A 23,020-nucleotide genomic window follows, 5' to 3' on the forward strand; every position below is an offset into this window, starting at 1 on the left:
TTTATAATAGAGCATATTCTTATTTTATAGACCATATAACGATATAAAACTTTATACTTTTTATAAAATATAGTTCACTTTATTCACTATGTAATATTTTTCTACTTTTATTTATTCTTTCATATTCGAGATATGCTCGTGCTTCTTTATACCGAGTATTAGAGGCAGGAGAAAAGCACAATACAGGAGACGAAAACAGCCTTATTTTTGGTATGGGAAAATAATAATCTTACGTCTATTTGGAAGCGAAAAGGATATGCAGAAAATCGTTTATTCTTGTGAAAAAACTATTGCGTTTCGTGAGTTTCATATCGCCTTCTCCTAAAAGTAGCCACCTTGCATTTATAGACGGAAAGGCAATCAGTATCTTTTGCACAATCCAGACGGTAGGAAGTTCTTTTCTGAATAAAATGTTCATCAGTATAGTAAAAGACAATCCCGTTCTTTGACAAAAATCAGAAACGGAAGGAGATTCTTTTTCGGCAACCTGTTTGATTCTGGCTTGTATGCCACCATTCAGAACATCCCAAAAGGACAAAGGCAAATTGATGTTCTTTATATGAACCGCTTCTTTGAATAACGGTGCAATCTCAAATGGCGAATGTTTGGATATTCCGCATCCTATCTCTGTAACTAAAAAAATATATTCCGGATGTTGTTCCGCATATAGCAGAAAATCATCAATATGTTTTTTAAGATTCTCAATGTGTTTGGAAGGTAGCGCATAGGTCTGCCCCTGTATTCCCACAGCCTGCCCCATAATAGCTCCGAATTTCATCACTGTTGCTGCGGCATTTCCATTATGTACACCGTTTGAGTTTGAACCGAACACGAATATTTCATTTTCTTTCAGCTCCGTAATGTTATAAGGGGTAATTCTGTTATTCATAATTTTAAAATTTTGGGTATAAAAAATCCTCTCATTGCATAAGCAACAAGAGGATATTATTTTGAGTTGATATTAGTTCAACGAAATAAGATTGATGATTTTGTTTCCGTTTTCTGCAACATTATCGATAATAACTTCATCTGTTTCTGTGATAGTTCCTACGACATTTACACCGTCCGAATATCTAAAACCTGTAAATGCGATATTTGGACTTTCCGAACTCGCCGAAAGACTTTGTATTTCATAGTCCAAGATTTGAAACTGAGATTCTTGATAATCTTTCATTGCTATTTTTGAGAAAGTTGTATTGCTACGGTTGTACCATGCTTTATTTGTGCGAATATCTCCAATATTAATCTGCTTATCAAGTTTTGTACATTTTTCTCCGTCAAACTCATAATATTCATTCAGCAACAGTGTTTTGCGCACATGATTAGGAACAGCAAATTCCCCATACCCAGTGAATTGTTCATCAGATATGGTGCATATTGTTTTTTCTTCTAAGTCATTATTTCCAATAGTCTTATGTTGAATAATCGCATTATTGCGAATGGAATATAAATTACCGTTAAAGATGAATGTATAAGTATCTGAAATCGGATAAATTCTGCCACCCGGACATTTCACACGACAATTCTGTTGTTGTTCTTGACTACTCCAATACACAACAAAACCATTATCGGTTACAGTGAAATTATTACATATAACTTCATCAGGTAACATTTTCTGCATTGTGAAATCTGAAACATTCAATTTGTATATTTGTCTATATTCTGGATAATTTGAATTAGAAGAAGCAATATAAATATTTCCTTGATTATCCAATATTGTTTTCAATGAACCGTAATACAAATCAATATGTACATCTTTCGGCCATCTGTATAACTTTTCTGTTTGAACATCTACTATTGAGAGATACCTAATACTTTGATTGCTAACAGATATATAATCATCATCAGGGCCGGGTTTATAAAACAAATCAACAATATCTTGTTCAACAGGATTCACCAGAATAATCTTATCACTCAATTTGACTACCTTACTAATACCAATATTATGGTCTTGCCCGTCCTCTCCCTTGATTGACAACTTTACTTCATTGCCTGATAAATCAAGTTTGTAATAAGAGTCGTCCCCTATTGCTCTTGTTGCAGATGATTTCTGATAAATCATCTTGGCGTCACTCACATTCAAATTCGTAAGGTATTTATAACCTTCTTCATAATTGATATTGCCATTACCGGAACCACCGTCATCACTACATGCAGTAAATAAAGCTACCGCACCTAACATTAATAAAAATTTCTTCATAATTACCAGAATGTCGTTTCTCCCTTAGCCTCAAATCAGAAGAGTTCATAAATGCAGAAAGCGTGAGGCCATTAACTTATTTTATACGACGGGCTCTGGTAAGACCTTGAACTAAAACAAGCAACAGTCCCCACGCCATATATGGATATGACGCGAGAGATGCCAACTTATTCCCGTTCTACAGATAGTTTACCAGACTTCGTCGTAGAGAATCAGTTAAACACTTTCGTGTACCTTAAATTTCTAATATGTCCGCCATGTTGCCATGACGATGCAAAATTAGAAAAAATAAGGCACATCACAAAGTTACATCTCATAAAGAGACTGTTGCAGGTTACAAAATTAGATATTCTTATTCATTCAGCATTTCATCAATGGCGAATTCGTGAAGTTCATGCTCCAGATCCATTTCTTTAAGCCGTTCTTCTTTCTTCCGAAAATAATCATCGCCCAAACCTTTTTCTTCGAGTGTCTTGTCGAATTTATCAAGTATTTCATCTGAAACACATTCTTCATCGTCATCATCGATTGACTCGTCCAATGCGGAAAGCATATCCTCTATTGTGTATTCCTGTTCTTGTGAAGAAGTATTTTCCGTTAATGAAAACTCTGTATCATCCTCACAATCAATATCCGGTCCTAACATATCTATAAGCTCATCGATTGTATAATCTTTTTCTTTAAAAGAATCTTTCGTATTTTCTTCTTTGACAATCGGCTCTTGAACACCGGTTTCCTGTATGCTTTCTTTTTGAGCAGACATTTTAGTCTTTGGTGCTTTCTTTGAAGATTTCTTTTTAGTCTCTACAACTTCGGCAGTCACCGGTTGTTCTTCTTCTACTTTTTTCTTTCGTGCCATAACTTTATTTATTTTTGAATTTAGTAATACTCCGAATAAATGAATCATCGGACATTACATATATCCTCTTTTTTGTCGGAATATAAAAGAAAAAGGTATTTTAACTATATTCTTAACCTGAATTAAGCTCTCGCACCGGTAATTTTGCATAAAGAAAGCCCGGTTTCCTTTATGAATAGAATTACCGGGCAGGAAAGTAAGAAGAGCCCCATATAGGCTATATAGGCTACAAAAACGAGGTCAAAAGGTTAGTGTTCTTAGCACGCTCCTCTTTCTCGAAACTCGCCAGATATGCTTCCGTAGTCCTCAAGTCGGTATGTCCTAAGGATTCACTTATATAAGAGATATTGGCTCCGCTTCGTTTCAATACGGTAGCGTATGAATGTCTTGCGGTGTATGTGGTGATATTGCCGATACCCAATTCTTCACCTATCAACTTCATACGTTTGTTGATTCGCTTGACAACATCGCGTACAATCGCTTTACGCTCTATAGCCGTTTCATGCCCTTTCATATAAGGAAATATGTAATTATCGGGTAACGGCTTGTTTCCCCACTTGTCAATTATTGTCTGTAATTGGGAAGAAACAACCGCACGTATCTCTTTCCTATTCTTTGTCGTGCGCTCTGTTTTCTGTCTCACAAAACATATTTCACCGTCCACAATATCCGAGAACTTCAATTTCAGCATGTCTGTCGGATTGATACCGTTGCACAAGTAAATGAATATCCAGAGGTCTTTATATCTGTTAGTGGTTTCATTTTCACTCTTATAATCGAAAATGGCCTTCAACTGTTTCTTTGTCAATCCTTTCTTTCTTCCAATACCGGTCTTTATCTCGAACAGACCTTTTCCGAATGGGTATTGCGATTCTTTGATAACGCCGGCTCTCTTGGCTTCATTCATCAAAGTACGGATATTTCTCATGTGCATACCGATTGTAGAAATACTTCTCGTTTTCGACCAAAGTCTTTCGCATTTTTGTAACCATTCAACCGTAACAGTACTAAATGGAATATCTTTGCCGCCGACTTCCTCAACCATTACCAATGTAGTTTGATAGAACTGCATTGTCCCGATTCTTTCTTCGTTTTTCAGTTCCTCAATCTTAGCTCGTATGGCACTGTTCAGAGTATCACCGGTAGCTTTTCCCAAACGTAAATTGAGCGTATTGAAAGAGAATGTTCCTTTCTCTGCCAAAGCTTCAACATTCATACGGACTAAAGAAAAACTACTTTCAATGGCTTGTCTGATTTTTTTGCTTTCAGAAGATTTGCTATCCGGGAGTTTGTTCCATTCTTCTTTCGTCATGCAGATACCAATAGAATAATACTTGGGCTTTCTTTGATAATAAACCTTGATTTTAATAGGATATTTGCCTTCTTTGTTGGCAGTACGTGCATCAAGTACCGTAGAGACTACGATACCGTCTTTTGAAAAATTATACATGGTTTTAGTGATTACCCGCAAGCGGAATTGCTTACGATAGTCTATATATCCTCATTTGAATGGAAATATAAACGTTTTGAAGCCTTTTAAATATTGGTTTTGAGTAGTTTAGACGTTAGTTTCAAACGGTTTAAAACGATAATAGCAAAACATAGTATATATATTAGTCTGTAAATAAGAATTATACGCTTCGCTCATTTCAAGAACATTATTGAGAAGTATCACTAAAAGTCGGAAAAATACAGCTATCGATAAATAGATAATAAAAGTTAAACATTCAAAGCCATTGAATCCGATTCTTCTATTTTAAAGAGTTCGCATTGATTTTCAAATTATGTTTGAAGATTCCGAGCACAAAATAAACATAGAAAATAGAATAAAACTGCATACAAATTGAAGTATATAATAATGTAGATACAATCCCGTTTTTAACTAACTGATTAAACTTTTGCTCACTTTTATTGTTAAAATGTTATATAACAGACTATTTATTTCCGATTATCTGCTTGTTAATCCAAAAATTAGTCTTATTTTTGCACTCAATATGACCTCCCACGCTTCCCATTTGAACAGCGCACCCGGGGAGGTCTTCGAGTTTCTATACATTGAGAAATATGCATGATTGAGGATTTTGAAGAGAAAGTACCCTATACAAAGAGGCCTTTATCAATTAAGACACAAGTTGCAAAACTTGAAAAAAGAGGTTTAATCATAGATGATGAAAATTTAGCTGGTGACTATTTGTCTAACATCAGCTACTATCGTTTACGTGCATATACTTATCCTTTTCAAAATAATACGGATTCAGAAGCTGACCACAGCTTTTTACGAACAGACATTCATTTTAAAGACATCATTGATTTATATTGTTTCGACAGGCGTTTGCGTTCTCTGATATTTAATGCAATCGAAAAAATAGAGGTCGCTCTTCGGACTAAAATCGTTCAAACATATAGTGAAGACACCAAGAATAGCCATTGGTACGAAGATGAATCTTTGTTTAAGGACAATAAACGTATAGTTAATGGTGAGGAGATTTTTGCTTACGACACTCTTTTAGACGACATAACACACGAAATAGACAGAAGCAACGAGGATTTCATCAAACACTATAAAAGTAAGTATTCCAATCCTAATACTCCACCTGCATGGATGACTTTGGAAGTTATCTCTTTTGGTACTCTAAGCCGTTTGTATGAATTATTAAATAAAGATGATAACAAAAAGACTGTAGCCAAACTATTAGGTTTAAACAAGGTTGATATATTGGAAAACTGGATGCATGCACTATCTAATTTACGAAATTGTTGCGCACATCATAGTAGAGTTTGGAACAGGCGTTTTATTGTAAATATCTTGCTTCCAACCAATGCAGACCGTCTGTTCTTGGATAGAGATACTATTGCAAGGACTAAAAGAAACAAGTTATTTGCATATCTATGTTGTATCAAATACATTTTGGATATAATCAGTCCTAATAATGACTTTCATAAGAATCTGAAAGGACTAATAGCAGAAGGCGGTAAATTGTTATCATTAAAAGATATGGGATTCCCTGAAAATTGGAACTATCTTGGCGTATGGAGAGGTTAGCACTTGAACTTATTTACAATAACGTAGAATGAATAATTTGATGAACTGTGATAGTTTTACTCGTAGTTCTAGTATAAGTAAAAGAGCCGTTTGCTGTACCCCATTCATTTTTCAAGTGTTCAAAATCCTACAATTCCCTTTATTACAAACTTTACAATATGCGTTAACATTACTACTATGCAGAATCATTAGACAAAAACACTCTGCTTAATAAGATTTTCCTTTTTTAGGAAAACTCTGAACAACCCTTTATAGAATATTGTTTTTAAGCTAGAATTTAATTATAAAATAGTCATTTAGAGACAATAAAAGAGGCGGAAAATTCCACCTAAAAAATAAAATAATGTATATTTGCATGAAAGAAAAGAATAAAATCATGAGAATAATACATATATCAGATTACCATTTAGATAAAAAATCTGCTAATGATTCAGCTACAATCGCAAGTATGCTGTCCGAAACCTTAAAGTCCATAAATAACGAAAAAAAGATTGATCTAATCCTATATTCTGGAGATATGATAAATACCGGAGGTAGCTCTTACGATAGTATAGGCACGGCATTTAAAGGATTTGAACTTATATTTATAGATAAAATACTTAAAACACTCAATCTTCCTAAAAATAACTTTCTATTTACGATAGGAAATCATGATATAGATAGAAATGCAGATAGCAAGTATGTTGAAATGGGGCTATCACAGACTTTAACAACAGAAGAAGAAGTTATTTCTTTTTATGAATCAAAGTCTGAAGAAGGAATAAAAAGAGTATTGCCGTACAAACTGTTCGAAAAAAAATTTTATAATAAAGTATTTTCCGAGAATGATTACTATCAATCTAACTATGAATCCTGCTATAAACTATATATAGATGGCTTAAAGATAGGCGTTGCATGCTTAAATTCAGCTTGGAGGTGTTATGATTCAGAAAAAGATAAAGGAAGAATTCTAATCGGAGAAAGACAAATAACTAACTCTTATAATTTTTTAAAGGACTGCGATGTTAAAATTGCAATATCACACCACCATTACGGTTGGTTAGCTGAATTTGAAAATACAATAATTGATAAATTACTAAACATACACTTCGACATATATTTTTGTGGTCATACTCATAGCAACCAAGCGGAATATTGTATAAAGCCAGACGGAAAGCTATTCACATTTGTAGCTCCAGGTGTACTTTCTAAAAATAAGCTCACAGCTTTAAATGATTATAAAAATGGATTTTCTTTAATTGATTACAACTTAGAAGAAGCTAAAGCAACTTCTACATTTTATATTCAAGAATATTCGTCCAATTTTCGAATCAATAAAGAAATAGGGAAAAATGGAGTATGGGAAATTAATATACCAGTAGGTGAAGAAGCACAGAAAAAAATGCAAATGCAGTGCGTTATATTAGATATAAAAGAAGAATTATCTCTCCTTAACGAACATTTATTAAGTTATAACACTGCTTCCCAAGCACCTAAGTCACTTTCTGAAATTTTTGTGATGCCTAATATTGTAAAGAGAAAAGATGATATAGAAAGTGATGAAAAAGAAGATGCTAAAGAAACTCCAATTAAAAATTTAGCTGAGATAATTTCATCCAAAAACAATTTTGTAATTTTTGGTACTAAAGAAGCTGGTAAAACAGTCTTATTAGACAAAATTCTATATGACATTCTGAATGTAGTAACTGGGGCTAATCTAATACCTGTATTATTAGACTTCAACTCGATTGAAAATGATATAACAATCAATATTCGAAAATACTGGAAGAAAAACACGAATGAGACAAATGATTTATTGCTCAATGATAATATTGTATTACTAATTGATAATATTAACTTCGAAATAGAGAATATTAATCAAATTCAAAACTTAAGTAACTTTTTAAAGAAGTTCCCTAAAACACGTTTTATCGCGACAAGTTTACAATTATATGAAAATAATTTCTCTATTACCCCGGAACAGCAAAGTTTATTGCAATTTGAGCGTTTAGAATTAAAACAGTTTAAGGCAAAACAAATCAAAACCTTAATACAAAAGTGGTTTCCCAATAGTCCACAATATGAGACACCTAAAAAAATGAATACTCTAATTAATGCATTTATGTCCCTAAACTTACCAAGAACCCCATTTGCTGTTTCTATGTTTTTATGGATAATAGAGCGACAACAAACATATAGACCCCAAAATAATGCCACGCTAATAGAAAAATTTATTGAAGAGATTTTAGATAAAAAAAATATTAAAGGTATTCTAAGGGACACTTTTGATTATGAGAACAAAATATGGTTATTAGCAGAAATCGCTCATAAAATGCTCATTTCTGATCAGCCCAATTATTCTTTGCCTTGTTCTGATATTATAAAGATTACGGAAAGACATCTAGCTCTTAGAAAATTCCCCAAATCTTATAGTGCTAGAAAAATAATAAATGGCATTCTTAATTTAGGTGTTTTTGTAGAAGAAGACTCTGTCATAAGATTTAGATTCAATTGCTTCTTTGAATATTTTCTTGTAAAAAAGATGGAAACTGATCCAGAATTTAAAAAAGAAGTACTAGATGAAAATAATTATCTAAAATATTGTAATGAAATAAACTATTATACAGGACTGCATAGAGGAGAAGCCGAGATTTTAAAAAACGTTGTGGATAGGTTAGAATTCGATTATATTACTATAAATGACATAGTTTTCTCGAAAGTTAAATCTATTGATGACTTCTTTCATATAGATAAAAGCATAGTTGAACAGATTAAATCAGAAGAATTATTCGAATTACTACCAGATAAAAAAACAGAGGAAGAAAGCGAGAAAGAATCTGATACAAAGTTAGAACATAGTTCAGATAAAAAAGAAGGTATAATTAAGAAGAAACATACTAATAAGTTTATTGCATTTGGACAATTAATGCTTTTAGCAATGAATGTTTTAAAAAACTCCGAAGAAATACATGAAGAAAATTTAAAAGCTGATAGCTATACAAGAATCTTAAAGAACTCCATTTCTTATGTTGTCCTTTATAAAATGATTTGTGAGGAAATAATAAATCATTTTGAAGAATTTCCAAAAGAAAGAGTAGAAGAATTTAAATTTGTGCTCAGATTTTTACCTGTAATTCATCAAAATTTAATTAGTGACAATCTTGGAACCTATAAACTAGCTGAAGTAATAAAAGAAAAAATAGAAGCTGATAAAGTCAGTGGTAATAAAGCTGTTATTTCTGAATTTGAAAAATTTCTTTCTGTATATCTTTATTGTGATATAAAAGGAGATGGCTATAAAGCTATCATGGGAGATTTCATAAAAAATATAAATAAAACATATATAGCCGACTCTTGCTTTTTCAAATTATTAGCTTATTACTATTCATCGACCACACCATCTGATGATAATTCTATAGTCAATCTACTTGCAGATTTATATATAAAAGTAAATGCAAACAAAAACAGCAATAAAAGAATAAACAAAAGTGCTTTAATACAAAAGTTCAAAAAAGAAAAAGCAGAACTAGAATAATAGATATTTTGCACACAATTTGCACGCATCTCAAGAAAATAGAAGAAAACAAGAGATATTATTTGAAAAGAAAATATTATCTTTGGACTTGGAAATCAAGAGGTATGGATATGAAAAGACATAAAATACAAATCACTGAAAACCAAATATTTGCGACTCATAATCTGGAGGTCCCTGGTTCAAGCCCAGGCTGGTCCACAAAGCATAAAAAAAGGAAATCAAGCCGTTACAAAGAGATTTGTAGTGGCTTTTTCTTTGCACACAAAAGTTCATTGCACACAATTTGCACACAGCTTCCGAGAAGTGCTGATAATCAATAATAAACGAAATACGCCGGTAAATTGTACTGGAAAGGACATCATTAAGTTGGTGCACTTTTTCTGTTTATACACTTTACAAATTCTATGACATTATGGATAAATCTAAAATTGAAAATACTATCAAGCATATCACCTCTTTACAAAAAAGACTGTGCTACTGCAAGAACAATCTACAATACATCAAAAGCACCTTTTCTATGCCTTTCCTCTAAAGAAAAAACTGATTCTTTAGATAATAAGGTATAAAAATTCTTACCTTTGGTGACAAAGACTATCATTCATTAAAGAACAATATGAAAAAGGCATTCAAGTTTATAGGAGGATTTCTTGGTGGAGCATGCATCGGTTTTGGTGGGGTAACGGGAGCAAAGCTCTTGTTTTTCGGAGAATCATTCGACAACTTAGCTAATAGGTTTACCACAATCAGCTGTTGGGAAATAGTAGGCATATTTCTGATGTCTATACTACTTTTACTGTTGGCTCTTTTCCTACAAGTCATTCTGCATGAAGGTGGTCATTTAGTCTTCGGATTGGCCACCGGCTATCGTTTCGTATCTTTTCGCATCTTCAACCTTACTTTTATCCGGAAGGACAACAAACTATGCATCAAACGTTTTAGCATTGCCGGTACAGGCGGACAATGCCTGCTTGTCCCCCCCGAAAAACCTCTGGAAAGAGTGCCAACCATCCTATACAATCTAGGTGGTGTACTTACCAATCTATTGACTAGCATCATTGCCCTTTCTCTTCTAATTACCATAAACGGAATGCCCTTTTTTCCAAAGTTCGGACTCACCTTGGTTACTATCATAGGTCTGATAATGGTAATGATGAACGGTATCCCCATGAGGATAAACGGTATCTGCAATGATGCTGGCAATATACGCTTACTTCTCAAAAACAAGAAAAGTAAACAGGCACTAATCACCCAGCTACGTATCAATGCCCTGGTGCAAGAAGGTATGCGCCCCAAAGATATGTCCGAAGAATGGTTTCGACCACCAGAAGGCATTCAATACAAAGATACCTTGCAAGTTGCCACATTATTGATACACATTGCCCGCCTGCAAGACCAAAAGAAATGGGAAGAAGCATACGAAGCACTGCAGGAAGTAGCACAGCACGAGAAAGAGGTAGGCGGCCTTTTGATATGTGAAGTAAAATGCGAATTGTTATTCATGTCATTGGTAACCGGACGGATGGAACAGGCTGAAAAAGCATATACCGATGAGCTAAAGGAATACATCAACCAGTACAAGAATGTAATGTCATCCAAGCAACGGATACTTTGCGCCTTAGCACTTTATCGGGAAAAGGATTATACCAAAGCTAAAGAAATCTATACCACTGTCTGCCAACAAAAAGAGAAATACCTAATGCAAGGGGAGGTTCTCTCGGACATTGCACAAATGAAAGCAATTCTGGCTATCTCACCCCAAAAAGAAACTGAATAAATGTTAGTCTAAGTAAGCCTATTACCTAAATTACCCGAGTAAAGGCAGTCTGATATATTTCGTATACATTTAATACTCTCTTTCTATAAACAAGACACGTATATGATATTAAAAGAGTGTACCTTTGCAGATACACTCTTTTAATGATTTATTTGATTTCTATCAGTTGGACTGAATGGTAACTGTGTAAGGAATTTCTTTTCCTTCCAGTTTCACACTTACTATCATTGTACCAACTTTACGCAACGATTGCACCACAACCAGTGCTTTACCGAAATAGGTTTTCAATGTATTTCCGCTAAATGAATGCTGGCGTCTCAAATCCCCGTTATCAATACCCAAAAATTTTCCAGCACCCTCCACTGTAACAGTCAGTTCTTTATCATCTGTCTGTACCGGATTTCCATCTTTATCGTACAGCTGAATAGCGATATGCGACAAATCCTGCCCATCAGCTTTAAGCATTGTCCGATCGGGTGTTAAAGTCAGGTGATCTGTATCTTTCGATGTAGTAAGTTTAGAAATTGCCACCTCTTTCCCGCCATTATATCCCTTTGCTTCCAATGTTCCCGGACGATAAGGAATGTTCCACATAATAATATTGTTTGTAAAGTCAGCTACCTTTTGTTTCCCCATGGATTTACCATTCATAAACATTTCAACTTCTTCACAGTTAGTAATTGTACATACTTGGATGACCTGTCCTACATACGTTCTCGGTAAATTCCAATGTGAGGCCATCTTAGGCCATTGCCACAAATCTCTTCCATGATCAATATCAAGAGAAGGGTCTAGAAAAGCAATACTCACCAATGGTTTGTTGTTCCACATGGCACGATGATAAGCTGCACGAGGTTTTTCAAACATACAAACATCAAACAATCCATTCGGCCATCCATGACTCTCTCTACTAGCTGCTTCACCCAAGTAATCTACTCCCGACCAAATAAATCCACCGGCAACAAATTCGTTTTCAGCAATGATATTCCACGGATTATACGGAGTATAGCTACGAATATTTCCCTCTTCACCACTGTAATAAGGCAACTCTTCAGTAATCATAAAACGGCGCTCCGGAAACTTCTTATGGTCACTCAACATGCGCGCTTCCAAATAATTATACCCGATAACGTCTGTTACACCAGAGAATTTCTCCTGATGGTTATTTTGTGCTGAAAGAATTACCATACGGCTCGGTTCTTTCCGGTGAACAAAATCTTGCAACATTTTGGCACGCTCCACCCCTTCATCAGAACTTTCCCATGCCTCCTGCAATTCATTTCCGATACTCCACAAAACTACCGATGGATGATTGCGGTCACGTAATAGCATGTCTTCCAGATCTCTTTGCCACCATTCATCAAAATATTTTGCATAATATCCAGATTTCCACTTATCGAATGCCTCATCAATCACAATAAATCCCATACGGTCACACATATCCAGAAATTCCGGTGAGGGCTGATTGTGTGCACAGCGGATGGCATTACAACCATATTCTTTTAAAATCTCCAAACGCCGTTCACTACTTCGGTCAGGCACAGCCGTCCCTAATGCGCCGGCATCCTGATGCAAACACAAACCTTTAAGCTTGGTTTGCTGACCGTTCAAAAGAAAACCCCTATCAGCTGTAAACTCTACTGTACGTACTCCAAAAGGGGTACAATACTCATCAACCGTTTTTCGTCCAATTTTCACTACGGTTTTCATAGTATACATAAACGGATTGTCAATTGACCACAGTACCGGAAACTCCAATGCTAATTGCTGCGCAATATTAACTGTATCTTTAGACTGAATTGTTACTTTTTGGTTATCACTTTTAGCAACAATTTTTCCTTCCTCATTCAGAATATATTGCAAAAGCGTAGCGGTTTCTGCTTGAGAAGAGTAATTAGTAACACTCGTCACAACATCTACACTTGCCTGTTTGGTACTGATTTCGGGTGTAGTAATATAAGTACCATTATTAATTACATGCATAGGATTAGTTACAATCAACCACGCATGACGATAAATACCTGACCCCGTGTACCAACGAGCAATATTATCTTTTCCCGAGCGATCAACGCGAACAGAAATGATATTCTTTTCGCCATACTTTAGATACGGAGTCAAATCGTACTCGATACTACAAAACCCATACGGACGGAATCCTAAATGCTTACCATTAATATAAACATCACTTTGATGAAAAATACCATCAAATAAAATTGATACAGATTTATTTCTATAAGAAACTGGTACAATAAATGCTTTACGATACCAGCCGATACCACCAGGTAAATGGGCCGCCGAGCCACTAACCGACGGGGCAAAATTTAATTTAATACTCCAATCATGCGGTAACTGAATATTTTCCCAAGACTGGTCATTGTATGTCGGATCGGCATACTGATGGCTATCAGTTAATGAGAATTTCCAATCGAAGTCAAAGTTATCTTTCAACCGACTTTCTCCCTGAGCAAATATCCCGATAATTCCCGTTATTGCAAAATAACACAATAATAATAATTTCTTCATAACAATACTTGTTATAATGTTTTTTAGAGTTTGATATTTAGGCAGACATAGCTTCTTGCATCATGAAGCACTATCAAAGATTAAAGAAATTACATATATTTCTAAAATCCTTCATATTGTGGATTCTGATCTATTTTACCAAATATATTTTTTTCTATTTCGCTATATGGAATAGGAAAGAGGTTTTGATGATCACCTACGTTCATTCCAAATGGATTATATTTCCTGGAACGTTCCACCATCTTACCTAGACGACACAAAGTAGGTACACGAAAATCCTCAAAATATAGTTCACGCATTTGCTCATCCAAAATAAAATCAAGTGTAACCTCACCTGGATCAGTGATCTGGCGAGTCTGTGCACGACTTCTAAGTTCATTCAAGTCCTCCATAGCTTTCTTGGGCTCATTATTCCAAAAATAAGCCTCCGCCCTCAGAAGATAAGTTCCTGCCAAACGATACATATATTCATCTTTCATAGAAGTATTAGCACTTAAACTTCCCCAAGCATATACTATCCCATGTTCACCCAATGCTGTAGTTTTGTACGTACCATCACCATTTTTTTGATAGTTATCTTCCTCTAAAGTTCCCACTTGACTGAATTTCATAATAAACGGATAGAATTGACGAGTTTGCTGCTCCTTATTAAAACCATCATATAATCCATCAGCCATAACCCATTTTCCAAAATCTTTTGCTTCAGGGTTATCAACCCGAGAATCTCGTATAATCATAAGTTCAGAATTACGAATATCTCCTGTTTCCCAGATTTCTTTGAGAAAATGGTCGGTAGGGCGAATGGTTCCAATACCTCTCCCCCCCTTTTCCATTGTATTGAGAGTAAACGCTTTTACATTTTTACCTTCTTTGCCTGGCACATTCAAACCCTCATAATAAGGGAGCAACCAACGTGGCATTTCATTACTATACGGAGAGCCAGAATTTTTATATTCATATTGCAAAGCCCAAATAGTTTCAGTATTACCACTTGAGCGATTTTGGTTATTTAACTGAAATAAATCCCAATAAGGATCGCCCGTCTCTTCCTTACGAGAGCCAAATCGTGTTTTCATCAATCCCATACTTTGGTGAGTAATAACAGCTGTAGCAGCTTCAATAGCTTTTGGATAATTTCCGAGAGAGATATAAACTTCAGCCAGCAAGTGTTGAGCTGCCTGAATATTCACTTCACCTTCCTTTGCCTTCGTAATATCATTTAGCAATTTAATGGCATCTTCCAAATCCTGACGTGCTCGATCGTACGTATCTCCACGCGTTGCTCGAACATAATCTTTACGCGGTTCTGTGGCCTCTTCTAACACCAAGGGAACACCACCATACAGGTTAGCTAAGAAATTGTAAAAATAAGCCCGAAAAAAGAGAGCTTGCCCTTTAATTACTTTTTTGTCTGCTTCACCTGTTTCATTCTCCAAATCAATACGATTGATAATAGTATTAGCATTAGCTATGACTGCATAAGCTATATCCCAAAACGAACTAGCCACATAAGTATAGGGAGTGATAAATGTTTTGTAATCATTAAATTTAGCAACAGGATTAGTATCGGTTCCTCCAGAAGCAAGATCACTACAAATTAAAGCCATATGTTGATCACCTAGCTTCCAATGCATTCCACGCACTTGGTCATACATATAATTTAACGCTTGTTGAAATTGAGAAGTTGTGTTATAGGAGTTTTCCGGTGTATAGAAATCATAAGGGGTCTCCCTCAGCCAACTACTTTCATTACAAGCTGTACCTAAACATGATAATGTTGCAGCCGCAAATATATATTTCAAAGTTTTCATTGTGATACGTATTTTATTTATTAAAATTCAAAGTTTAATCCCAGCGTATAACTCTTCATAGTAGGATAACCTCCATCCAAATCATAGCTAATACCTTGTCCAGCTTCCGGATCCCATCCATCCCAACCTGTTATAGTAAAAAGGTTAGATGCACTGATAAACACTTTCGCACGATTTACATGAATCTTATTTAAGAACTTTTTAGGCAGATTATATGCTAAAGATAATTCCTGCAAACGAACAAAGCTACGTGAGATATAAGGTGAAAATCCTTGCCCCAATGAGTTTGTATAAAATCCCAATTGACGATATCGGGCATTCGGATTTTCCGGTGTCCAATAATCAAACTTCATAAAACTACTGCTCAACAAATGATCCGGAATAGCTAAATCTCCAGCTGGTTGTCCTAAATAGTAATTTTTACCTCCCTGTACGGAATTTATAAAAACATTCAGTTCAAAGTCTTTATAAGCAAAGTTGTTTTGGATACTAAAACGGTACAAAGGGTCCTTATAGCCAAGAATTTTCCGATCTTTTTCTGCAGTGTATTCATTGTCATGATTGACATCTTCTATTTTGTAAGTACCATATAAAAAGCCATCAGGAATAATACCCTTATTATAATCCTCCACTTGCCACATACCGATAATATTATAATCGTAAACCGGATCTAAAGGTTCACCAATAAAAATATTACTTGCTATCAAATCATCTTCTCTACCATCTTTATTGGCATCAATACCCAATATACTCTCCACTTTATTTTTATTTAGTGAGAAGTTAGCGGTAATAGTCCATTGAAAGTCCTTGTTAACAATAGGAATACCTGTAATACTAAATTCATGTCCAATATTGCGCAACTTACCGATATTGGTAGGAATACTATTAGTAACCATACCATTCATATGAGGAATCTCAACATCGTATATCAAATCGCTGGTTTTAGATACATAAAATTCATAGTTACCAAACACGCGTCCGCCTAATACACTGAAATCAAGACCTAAGTTGACTGATTTAGTTGTTTCCCATTTCAAGTCAGGATTCGGTAAGGTTTTCATCAGTTGCATCAAACCACCTGTTGAACCATCACCATATACATAACCTGCACTATTATAGGACGTGTTAGTATTTTGCATTTGTGCCATAGTAGCATAGCGACCACTAGTCCTATTCCCGCTAGTACCATAAGACAGACGTAACTTCAAATTATCAATCCATTTAATGTTATCTTTAATAAAAGATTCCTCTGAAAGTCTCCATGCTGCCGCTACCGAAGGAAAACAGCCAAACTTATTACCACTACTAAAACCTGAAAAACCATCCCGACGAATAGTTCCAGTAAAAATATAACGATCATTGTACGTGTAAACTATACGTAACATATTATATAAACTGCTTTCCTCCCAAGCATTTGAGTTAATCGTATTTAAATCAGCTTGTCCCATTGCCATATTATTATAGCCCAAAGTTTTGTCATTAAATGTTTTGGCAATGGCATCAGTTGACTCGTATGCACGTTTTTCAACACCATATACAAATGTAGCATTAACAGAATGCTTCCCGAACGTATTTTGGTAGGTAATAATATTATCTAATGTCCATTCGTTCTGGTTTGTATGTTTCTTCTCTGCTTGCCCCAATAATGTATTACCATACGGATCAAAATTATAATAATTATAAATAGTCCAGTTATTAGCATAATTGATACGGTAGCTCAATCCTTTTACCCAAGGAATACTAACATCAGCATATACATTACCAGACAAATTATAACGTATATCTTTATTTGGGTTATTCATTGTCAATAAAGGATTTACAGTACTTACCAAAGGCTGTATTTTCAAAGTATTACCGTCTTCCTCATATGGAGTGGCAGAAGCCGGAATACTAAACAAACTACTAAAAGAAGTATTAACACCAGAAAAATCACTTACATTAAAATAGGAAGAAGTTCCAACCTTCAGCCAATCTGTTATTTTACTATCTAAGTTCATACGTACATTATAACGTTTGTACGTATCGTTAACAACCAAATTTTGTTGGTCAGTAAATCCAAAAGAAACAAAATAGCTATTCTTTTCTGTTTTTCCACGAATGCTAATATTATGATTCTGAATATATGGCATATCCTCTGTTAATAAATCCCACCAATCGGTATTCACACCATTATTATAACCAGTAATCACTTCTCCATCTTTAAAATAAGTAGCAGGATTAAAATCTGGATTACGCTGTAACATATCAGCCCCCATGCGACTCTCGGCTAATTTAATATCAGCTACTTGAGTGGCAAAGCCGTCCCGGTCAAGGCGTTTCATATCATTATTAATCAATCCCTGTAAAGTAAACGAACCACTATATTCAATAATAGGCTTAGAAACATTTTTAGCTGTTTTAGTCGTAATCATTAATACACCATTAGCTGCTTGTGAACCATAAATTGCTGTACTACTAGCATCCTTTAATACGTCAATAGCTGCAATATCACTCGGGTTAATATCGGAAATATTACCACGATAAATGACCCCATCCAATACTACTAATGGTTCAGTAGAACCGGAAATTGAGTTACGACCGCGAATAGATACAGTAGGTGAATCTCCTGCTTTTGTTGCTATACCGATATTTAGCCCTGGAACAACCCCCTTCAAGCCTTGCAACACATTTACATTAGGTGATTTCTCCAACACACCCATATCAGCACGAGTAACAGCCCCTGTCAAATCACTTTTTTTTGCTGTACCATAACCAATAACAATTACTTCATCCAGCTTTTGTGTATCTTCTTTTAGAAGGATATTGAAGTGCGTTTGGTTGCCCACAGTTATTTCTTGCGTAAGATAACCTAAGAATGAAATAGATAATACAGCATCTTTACCTAGTACAGTTAAGGTAAAACTACCATTTAAATCGGTAACTGTACCATTCGTTGTTCCTTTTTGCAAAACACTGGCTCCGATGATACTTTCGCCAAAATCGTCTTTTACGACCCCTTTTAACGTAATGGATTGAGCCCATGTTCCCAACGAATACGTCAGCAGAATAGTCAGAACTATCCATGACTTAAAATTAAAAGCATTTTTCATAACTAATTAAATTTTAGAATTACCTTCCAAAAGTAATTATACAGCTATGAAACGTTATAGATTATTGTTACATGTTACTTATTTATTTGTAAACAGGTGTTACATTTTACATCCTACTTTGTTACATATTCCGCTCTCTATACTCTTTAGGAGTACATCCATATGTTTTCTTGAACGCTGAAGAAAATAAAATCGGGTTTGAGAAACCTACAGCATAAGCAATCTGAGATATATTTACTTTATTTTCTTTTAACAAAATAGTTGCTTGTTTTAATCGTAAGTTACGTATGAATTCACTGGTCGATACACCCATAAGATCCTTTAATTTACGATGAAGTTGTACCCGACTTATCCCTATTTCCTCTGCCAAGTTTTCAATAGTAAAATCAACATCTGATAAATTCTCATTAATGACTTTCACGAGACGCTCAAGGAATAATTCATCATTGGCTTTAATATCAATAGGTTTTATGTCTTTTTCCAGATTATTATATCTACTTTTTATAAGAATACGATTTTCAATTAAATTAGTACAAAGTATGATTAACTCATCGATGTTGAAAGGTTTAGGAAGAAAAGCATCTGCTCTTTCTTTGTAACCTTTAATTTTATTCTCTAGTTCAGTTTGTGATGTCAGTAAAATAACAGGCAAATATCCTATCTGTGGCGTTCGCTTAATTTTATGTAATAATTCAAATCCATTCATTATGGGCATAACAATATCTGAGATAACCAAATCAAAGGTTGAGCTCATTGCAATTTGAAGTGCCTCTTGTCCGTTATGGCAGACAGTGATCTTGTAGATATCTCCCAATTTATCTTGCAAATATCCACACAAAACAGTATCGTCATCTACAAGAAGGATTCGATACTTGCTTTTCTTGTTAGATATAATACTCTTTGTTTCCATTTCCCATTCTTCCATAGAAATATCATGAATAGGGGTTCTTTCTTCTGCTATTTCTTCCCGTTCTTCTTGGGCTAAAAAGCCATTTCCCAACGGAATTTGTATAGTAAAACAGCTTCCCGGCTTGTCAGAGCGATTGTCAGCTTTAATAGTACCATGATGAAGCTCAACTAACATTTTAGTCAAATTCAATCCTATTCCAAAGCCTATATTACGAATTGAGTCGGAAGGCGACTGATAAAAACGTTCAAATATTCTTTCTATATCTTTTTTATTAAGACCTTTACCTGTATCTCGTACACAAATTTCAGCATAACTCTTTAATGACGCATCTTTCTTCCGATCTTCCACCTCAGTAAGCACTATCTCTATTTCTCCACCATCAGGTGTATATTTAAATGCATTTGATAATAAATTAATAATTACTTTGTCGAAATTCTTTACATCAATCCAAACTAGAAGTTTTTCTGATGAATGAGTGAAAATTAAACTTATATTTCGTTTAGCCGCTTGATAATTGAATATTTTATAAATCTCATCAATAAAACTAACTAGATCTATTTCTCTACATTTTATTTTCATTTGTCCTTGATCAATACGCCGGATATCAAGAAGTTGATTTATTAAATTCATAATACGATTAGTATTCTGCTCCATCATTCTCAACGTTCTTAATATATCAGAATCTGTACTTTTCTTAAGCAGTTCATTTAACGGATTAATAATTAATGTTAATGGAGAACGTATTTCATGAGCTATATTAATAAAAAAACGAATTTTTTCTTCATTAATCTCATCTCTTTTTTTATGGTTTTCATGACGAAGATATACACATACAAGCCCAATGATAGTCAAAATAATCCCAGCACAATAGGTAGTCCATGCCCATGGAGTAAGATACCAAGGTGAAGCAATATAAATCAAAATACTACGCGCTGGAGATGAAATATTATTCTCATAAGCTTGCACTTCAAGAGTATATTGCCCAGATGGAAGATAATTATAAGTAATCCGGTTTTCTCCAAGTAACGTATGATTCCACTTAGTATCCAATTCTTTCAAACGATACTTGAAATAAGTATTCCTCTGATTATGAAAATTAAATGTAGAAAACTCAAAAGAATAAGTATTGCTTTTGGGATAAAAATATAGATTATTTGTATAAACAGACGAAGTATCTATTAAGTCTTCTGGATGTAACGTTGATTGTGAAGCATTTAGTGGAACATTATCTACATATAGACCTGTTAGAACCGGGATATGCAACGGTTTGCTAAATTGAATACTATCAGGCATAAAACGAGTAATACCGTAAGGTCCACCAAAATAAATATATCCATTTTTATCTTTCAAAGATATGCCAGTAATGTATCCCTTATCTCTTAACCCATTCCCTGAATAATAGGTCGTTATCCTATAAGTTTCTTTCTCAATACGACAGATACCCTTGTAAGTACTACACCAAATATTCCCTTGTTTATCTTTTTCTAAGCCACAGATGACATTGCTGGATATACCTTCCTTTTTCCCAATATGTTGAAGAGTTTGTTCTTTTTTATTATAAATATAAATACCATTATTAGTACCGATCCATAAATATCCGTCCTCACTTTCTAGAAGTACATAACAGACATAGTCTTTCAAACTCTGATTAATAGGAAGATCAAGAAATATCTTCTTAGAACTATCATAACATCTTATTCCCAAGAAGTGAGCAATCCAGATAAGGCTATCTTTATCACATAACAAGTCATTTATCCAATCGTTACCTAATGTAACTTGATTTTTCATAGGAGTTTGATAGGAAATGAGCGTGCTTTCATTAGTAGTAAGATTGTAAATACCTAATCCATTACCAGGACAGGACAGATAGAGAGTATTATTACTTCCCTCAATAATCCTATTGATACTTTTATTAGCAAACAAAGAAGTCTGAAAAATATTACCTGTATGCAAATTAATCTGAGAAATCCCCCCATCATTACTCCCTATCCAAAGAATTTTATCTTTACTTTCATAAATAGCTCTAGGATAATGAGGAAGGCTATATTGGCTAAGCTGTTTTCCATTTTCATCTAATTGTTGGAGAAAACCATCCCAATTACCTACCCATAAATGATTGTCACGACTTTGATAAATAGTAGTTGGAAAACCTTGAATCGGTGAAGTCGCAAAATTTAGAGTTAAAAAAAGCGTATCTTCATCGGGTATCATCACCAATCCTTTTCGGCGATAAGCTAACCATTTATTGCCTTCAGTATCTTCCAAAAAGCAAATGATTTCTCCATACATTGATTCATTGAATGCATTTTTAGAGAAATCTTCTGAATATAATCTTTTCTGTTTTGTATCAATGAACATCAATCCATTGTTTACTGTATTTATACATAACTTACCATCTTTAGTTCTAGTAATACCTCGAGCTACTACACTTCGATTATCTGCAGTACGTACAGAGTGAAAATGACTAGATTCCGGAGTTTTTACCAACACATCATTATAAGTGACAATATACAAATTCCCTTGAGCATCTTCTTTCATACCATATACTTTCGGAAAAGGTGTATATGGCAACGTATAAGTAACTATTTCTTTGCTCTCGGGAGAAATACGAGCTATTTGATTATCAAGATAAGTAATCCAAACATCATGTTTTGTATCTTCATAAATGCAATTTACGTATAAATAATCACAATGTTTTCCTATCCAAGTTAGTTGTTCAGCCCGATCTGTATGAGGATCAATAGTATACAAGCCTGATCCAGAAGCAGCAATCCAAATATTACCATTATGTAATTCGATGATTGATGTAACATTAGGATTGGACTGGACAGGAAGGTTAATGGTTCGGAAAGTATTTTGTTGTGGTAAATAATACTGAATACCTTTGTTACTTGCTACCCAAAGCCGTTTATGAGAATCAGAAAAGACCTTATTTATATAATTGCAAGCTATAGATGTAGAATCATTTGCATCATGATAATAGTTAGTAAATGTATAGCCATCAAATTTATTTAAGCCGTCTTCTGTTGCAATCCATATAAATCCATACGCATCTTGCTCTAAAGAAAGAATACGACTACACGATAGATTATCATCATCATACATTATAATTGGCTGGGCGTAACCATATAGGCAACAACAAACATATAAAATGAACAGCAGAAGATATCTCATAGTCGATGTGTTTTTTGCAAACTTAAAGAAAAATCTTCGTTTTTATATAATAATATCTTAATTAAATAATAAATTATATCCTTGAAAAATATTAGTTCTGTTACTACATTTTACTAAATCAGT

At 34.4% G+C, this 23,020-nt stretch carries 11 protein-coding genes; 3 read left to right on the top strand and 8 right to left on the bottom strand.

All coding sequences use genetic code 11. The annotated features are described in order from the left end of the window. Positions 1 to 235: 235 nt before the first annotated feature. From DW121_RS03005 to DW121_RS03020, 4 genes are all read right to left on the bottom strand, one after another. On the bottom strand, positions 236 to 889 hold the full coding sequence (locus DW121_RS03005) for a hypothetical protein (protein ID WP_115502224.1): 654 nt from the start codon (positions 887 to 889) through the stop codon (positions 236 to 238). Between the two features lie 72 nt (positions 890 to 961). Beyond that, positions 962 to 2,200, bottom strand: coding sequence for a hypothetical protein (locus DW121_RS03010; RefSeq protein ID WP_118323005.1), 1,239 nt, complete (start codon positions 2,198 to 2,200; stop codon positions 962 to 964). A gap of 352 nt (positions 2,201 to 2,552) precedes the next feature. Next, entirely contained in the window at positions 2,553 to 3,059 is a 507-nt protein-coding gene (locus tag DW121_RS03015; RefSeq protein ID WP_115502226.1) for a hypothetical protein, read from the bottom strand. 226 nt (positions 3,060 to 3,285) lie between these two features. After that, a complete protein-coding gene (locus DW121_RS03020) occupies positions 3,286 to 4,509 on the bottom strand; it encodes a site-specific integrase (protein ID WP_115502227.1) in 1,224 nt (407 codons plus the stop codon). A gap of 618 nt (positions 4,510 to 5,127) precedes the next feature. Here DW121_RS03020 and DW121_RS03025 point away from each other — a divergent pair. The 3 genes from DW121_RS03025 (at position 5,128) to DW121_RS03035 (ending at position 11,390) form a co-directional block, all read left to right on the top strand. After that, positions 5,128 to 6,102 (top strand): Abi family protein, encoded by a 975-nt coding sequence (locus DW121_RS03025; protein ID WP_115502228.1) that lies wholly within the window; start codon positions 5,128 to 5,130, stop codon positions 6,100 to 6,102. A 355-nt stretch (positions 6,103 to 6,457) separates the two neighbouring features. Then, on the top strand, positions 6,458 to 9,616 hold the full coding sequence (locus DW121_RS03030; protein WP_158573912.1) for a metallophosphoesterase: 3,159 nt from the start codon (positions 6,458 to 6,460) through the stop codon (positions 9,614 to 9,616). A 613-nt stretch (positions 9,617 to 10,229) separates the two neighbouring features. Continuing rightward, complete coding sequence (locus tag DW121_RS03035) at positions 10,230 to 11,390, top strand: site-2 protease family protein (RefSeq protein ID WP_117710416.1); 1,161 nt, start codon at positions 10,230 to 10,232, stop codon at positions 11,388 to 11,390. A 162-nt stretch (positions 11,391 to 11,552) separates the two neighbouring features. On the opposite strand, the gene DW121_RS03040 is transcribed toward DW121_RS03035, so the two are convergent. The 4 genes from DW121_RS03040 to DW121_RS03055 form a co-directional block, all read right to left on the bottom strand. Continuing rightward, on the bottom strand, positions 11,553 to 13,913 hold the full coding sequence (locus DW121_RS03040) for a sugar-binding domain-containing protein (RefSeq protein WP_118323006.1): 2,361 nt from the start codon (positions 13,911 to 13,913) through the stop codon (positions 11,553 to 11,555). 101 nt (positions 13,914 to 14,014) lie between these two features. Then, positions 14,015 to 15,724, bottom strand: coding sequence for a RagB/SusD family nutrient uptake outer membrane protein (locus tag DW121_RS03045; RefSeq protein ID WP_117710418.1), 1,710 nt, complete (start codon positions 15,722 to 15,724; stop codon positions 14,015 to 14,017). 20 nt (positions 15,725 to 15,744) lie between these two features. Next, positions 15,745 to 18,813: a SusC/RagA family TonB-linked outer membrane protein gene (locus DW121_RS03050; RefSeq protein ID WP_118323007.1), complete on the bottom strand. Its 3,069-nt coding sequence runs from the start codon at positions 18,811 to 18,813 to the stop codon at positions 15,745 to 15,747. A gap of 121 nt (positions 18,814 to 18,934) precedes the next feature. Next, complete coding sequence (locus tag DW121_RS03055; protein WP_117710420.1) at positions 18,935 to 22,897, bottom strand: hybrid sensor histidine kinase/response regulator transcription factor; 3,963 nt, start codon at positions 22,895 to 22,897, stop codon at positions 18,935 to 18,937. Positions 22,898 to 23,020 lie beyond the last annotated feature (123 nt).

This window comes from Bacteroides sp. AM10-21B (assembly GCF_003472565.1).
Classification (GTDB): Bacteria; Bacteroidota; Bacteroidia; order Bacteroidales; family Bacteroidaceae; genus Bacteroides; species Bacteroides propionicigenes.

Coding starts and splice junctions, on each gene's coding strand:
- DW121_RS03055 (WP_117710420.1), bottom strand. CDS start 22,897: ATGAGATATCTTCTGCTGTTCATTTTATATGTTTGTTGTTGCCTATAT.
- DW121_RS03035 (WP_117710416.1), top strand. CDS start 10,230: ATGAAAAAGGCATTCAAGTTTATAGGAGGATTTCTTGGTGGAGCATGC.
- DW121_RS03050 (WP_118323007.1), bottom strand. CDS start 18,813: ATGAAAAATGCTTTTAATTTTAAGTCATGGATAGTTCTGACTATTCTG.
- DW121_RS03010 (WP_118323005.1), bottom strand. CDS start 2,200: ATGAAGAAATTTTTATTAATGTTAGGTGCGGTAGCTTTATTTACTGCA.
- DW121_RS03025 (WP_115502228.1), top strand. CDS start 5,128: ATGATTGAGGATTTTGAAGAGAAAGTACCCTATACAAAGAGGCCTTTA.
- DW121_RS03030 (WP_158573912.1), top strand. CDS start 6,458: ATGAAAGAAAAGAATAAAATCATGAGAATAATACATATATCAGATTAC.
- DW121_RS03040 (WP_118323006.1), bottom strand. CDS start 13,913: ATGAAGAAATTATTATTATTGTGTTATTTTGCAATAACGGGAATTATC.
- DW121_RS03020 (WP_115502227.1), bottom strand. CDS start 4,509: ATGTATAATTTTTCAAAAGACGGTATCGTAGTCTCTACGGTACTTGAT.
- DW121_RS03005 (WP_115502224.1), bottom strand. CDS start 889: ATGAATAACAGAATTACCCCTTATAACATTACGGAGCTGAAAGAAAAT.
- DW121_RS03045 (WP_117710418.1), bottom strand. CDS start 15,724: ATGAAAACTTTGAAATATATATTTGCGGCTGCAACATTATCATGTTTA.
- DW121_RS03015 (WP_115502226.1), bottom strand. CDS start 3,059: ATGGCACGAAAGAAAAAAGTAGAAGAAGAACAACCGGTGACTGCCGAA.